The sequence below is a fragment of the Arthrobacter sp. I3 genome (assembly GCF_000520575.1).
In the GTDB taxonomy this organism is placed as follows: Bacteria; Actinomycetota; Actinomycetes; order Actinomycetales; family Micrococcaceae; genus Arthrobacter; species Arthrobacter humicola_A.
On sequence record NZ_KI914938.1, the window covers coordinates 234910 to 237808 of the forward strand.

The window sequence follows — 2899 nt, forward strand, 5'->3', positions numbered from 1 at the left end:
ACGGCGGGACGCCGCGGGCCGGCGAACCCAACCATGGCAACCCACCGACGGCGGGGGGCTGCGGCCCCGCTTGGGGGCTGCTACTGGTGGATGCCCAGGTACTTCGCGAAGGCTTCGTGGCCTTCGACGCCGAGATCCCAGTCGGGGCGTTTGAAGGTGGCGGGGGTGAGACGGACGTTTTGGACCTCCTGGGCCTTGCCGCCCCAGGCGGCCCGGGTGACGCCGTTGAGCTCGTAGCCGAGGGAGCGTGAGACGCCCAGGGACTGCTGGTTCCAGGCGGCGGCCTCGGATTCCGCCACTTCGGCGCCGAGCCAGTCGAACGCATAGAGGGCGACGGCGGCCCGCATCTCCTTGCCGAAGCCCTGGCCGTGCACGCTTTGCCGCAGCCAGGAGCCCGTGGTGACCGTCTTCAGCGTGGCAAAGTCTTTGGCCTCGACGTCCTGGCATCCGATGAACTCGCCGTCGTGCCAGATGCCCAGCAGCAGCGTCCACTCCTGCGGTGTCATGTTCCCGCGGCACCGCCAGTACCACTGCGCCATGTTCGGGCCGAGCTCCTCAGCGGGGGATTCGGCCCAGGGCCTGCTGAAGGGGCTGCGGCCAGGCTCGTGCACGCCGCTCAGGGCGGCTGAGACCGCGGCCGGAATGTCCGCGTCGCGGATGGGGCGCAGCTGAAGGCGTGGCGTGGTCAGGCTCAGGCCGAAAGGGGGCCAGTAGTCGGCGGGTTCAGTCATCGCAGGAAGCTTAGCGGGGCCGGCGGGCGGATGCGAGTCACGGCCGGGCTACTCCGCGGGGACGTCCCAGCTGATGTGGCGCCGGACGTCCGTGAGGTTCATCGATTCGGCCAGGAACAGGTCATCGAGCATGTATTCGTCGACGCCCAGGATGCGGAGCCAGTGCCCGTAGCCGTCCTGCTCGGAGCCGGCCCCGGGCGCGTCAAGCCAGCGGCTCGCAACGCAGACGCCCGTGCCGGCGTCAATCCTCAGCAGCGTGCGTCCCGGACGGCACAGCGGGGCTCCGGGATCGGCGGGACGGTAGGAGAGGTTCGGGCTGACCGTCGATTCCAGGGCCGGCCGGCCCTCGTGGTCTACCTCCGTGATGGGGCCAAGCTCCACGGCGTTGGAGTTGGGGAACTCCAACGGGACGGGGGCGTTCCCCGCAAGCTCCACCGGGTCCAGGACGGCGGCGAACCTGCCGTTGCCGAACGACGGCTCACCATAAGCTGCCTCCGGGCGGCGGCGCACCAGCCCGTCGTCGTCGTACACCGGCGTAACCAAGTGCGGGGGCAGGAGCCAGGTCTTCCTCGTTGAGCTGATATAGAAGCCGCCGCGGGAATCATTGATGCCGGTGGTGCTGCCGATGACCAGGCCGTCGGCAGTCTCCAGCCGCAAGGCACCGGGCCGGCGCAGCCACCCCCTGACGAGGTCGCCGGGGGAGGGGGCCGCCGGGGACCCCGAGGAACCCGTGAGCGGCCGGTCCAGGTACTCGAACCTCAGCGACTGCCACTTCCAGGGCGATGACCGGCACAGGTTCCGGAAGGCCGCGGCCTTCTCCGCCGGGCCGCGGGGCGCGTCCGGCCCGCGCCGGTTCGTGCTGTCCCATGCGGCCATATCCACAGTTTACGCGCGGGGACCGCCGGGCCGGACGAATATCAAGTAGCATCCGAGGGTGATCGAACGACTCGGCATCCTGGGCGCCGCCAACCCGCTGGCTTTCTGGCTTGCCCTGGCTGCGTGTGCGTATTTCTTCGTGATGGCCGTTCGGCTCACGGTCATTGACGTCCGGCACCACCTGCTCCCGGACAGGATCGTCTTTCCCTCCTATGGGATCGCCGGAGTCCTTCTGCTGGGGGCGGCGGCCAGCCAGTTGCTTCCCGGCGGGCAGGACGTGGCCGGCACGGCCGACGCCGGGGCATTCGGCATTCCGGGGCTCCGTGTCCTGGCCGGCGGTGCAGCCCTCTGGCTCTTCTACTTTCTCCTGCACGCGGTATATCCGCCGGGAATGGGATTCGGCGACGTGAAACTCGCGGGCGTCCTGGGAATGTACCTGGGATTCCTGGGCTGGGGGCACGTCATGGCGGGGACCTTTGCGGCGTTCGTCCTCGGCGGACTGTGGAGTCTCGGATTGCTCGCCGCACGGCGCGGGACGCTGCAGTCGGCCATTCCCTTCGGGCCCTTCATGCTGGCCGGCACGGCCGCCGCCATGCTGCTGCCGACGGCCGGATAGGCTGACGGCACGGTAATCCCGGCCTGCCGGCGCTGACCGGCCCGGCATGCGGCAGGGGCGCCGCACCCCCAAAGGTACCCGCTGGCTTTCTGGCTTGCCCTGGCTGCGTGTGCGTATTTCTTCGTGATGGCCGTTCGGCTCACGGTCATTGACGTCCGGCACCACCTGCTCCCGGACAGGATCGTCTTTCCCTCCTATGGGATCGCCGGAGTCCTTCTGCTGGGGGCGGCGGCCAGCCAGTTGCTTCCCGGCGGGCAGGACGTGGCCGGCACGGCCGACGCCGGGGCATTCGGCATTCCGGGGCTCCGTGTCCTGGCCGGCGGTGCAGCCCTCTGGCTCTTCTACTTTCTCCTGCACGCGGTATATCCGCCGGGAATGGGATTCGGCGACGTGAAACTCGCGGGCGTCCTGGGAATGTACCTGGGATTCCTGGGCTGGGGGCACGTCATGGCGGGGACCTTTGCGGCGTTCGTCCTCGGCGGACTGTGGAGTCTCGGATTGCTCGCCGCACGGCGCGGGACGCTGCAGTCGGCCATTCCCTTCGGGCCCTTCATGCTGGCCGGCACGGCCGCCGCCATGCTGCTGCCGACGGCCGGATAGGCTGACGGCACGGTAATCCCGGCCTGCCGGCGCTGACCGGCCCGGCATGCGGCAGGGGCGCCGCACCCCCAAAGGT

At 69.7% G+C, this 2899-nt stretch carries 4 protein-coding genes; 2 read left to right on the top strand and 2 right to left on the bottom strand.

Translation table 11 applies throughout. The features are described from left to right. Window positions 1-80: 80 nt before the first annotated feature. Window positions 81-731, bottom strand: coding sequence for a GNAT family N-acetyltransferase (locus tag Y706_RS0115865; RefSeq protein ID WP_028277377.1), 651 nt, complete (start codon window positions 729-731; stop codon window positions 81-83). Window positions 732-779: 48 nt separating this feature from the next. Next, a complete protein-coding gene (locus tag Y706_RS0115870; protein ID WP_028277378.1) occupies window positions 780-1607 on the bottom strand; it encodes a hypothetical protein in 828 nt (275 codons plus the stop codon). Between the two features lie 58 nt (window positions 1608-1665). On the opposite strand from Y706_RS0115870, the gene Y706_RS0115875 reads away from it, so the two are divergent. Both Y706_RS0115875 and Y706_RS25805 read left to right on the top strand, forming a co-directional pair. After that, window positions 1666-2223, top strand: a complete 558-nt coding sequence (locus Y706_RS0115875; protein ID WP_028277379.1) for a prepilin peptidase — start codon at window positions 1666-1668, stop codon at window positions 2221-2223. A 126-nt stretch (window positions 2224-2349) separates the two neighbouring features. Then, complete coding sequence (locus tag Y706_RS25805) at window positions 2350-2823, top strand: prepilin peptidase (protein WP_253906811.1); 474 nt, start codon at window positions 2350-2352, stop codon at window positions 2821-2823. Window positions 2824-2899 lie beyond the last annotated feature (76 nt).

Excerpts from the sequence above, each read along its gene's own strand:
- Y706_RS0115865 (WP_028277377.1), bottom strand. The coding sequence starts at position 731 with ATGACTGAACCCGCCGACTACTGGCCCCCTTTCGGCCTGAGCCTGACC.
- Y706_RS0115870 (WP_028277378.1), bottom strand. The coding sequence starts at position 1,607 with ATGGCCGCATGGGACAGCACGAACCGGCGCGGGCCGGACGCGCCCCGC.
- Y706_RS25805 (WP_253906811.1), top strand. The coding sequence starts at position 2,350 with ATGGCCGTTCGGCTCACGGTCATTGACGTCCGGCACCACCTGCTCCCG.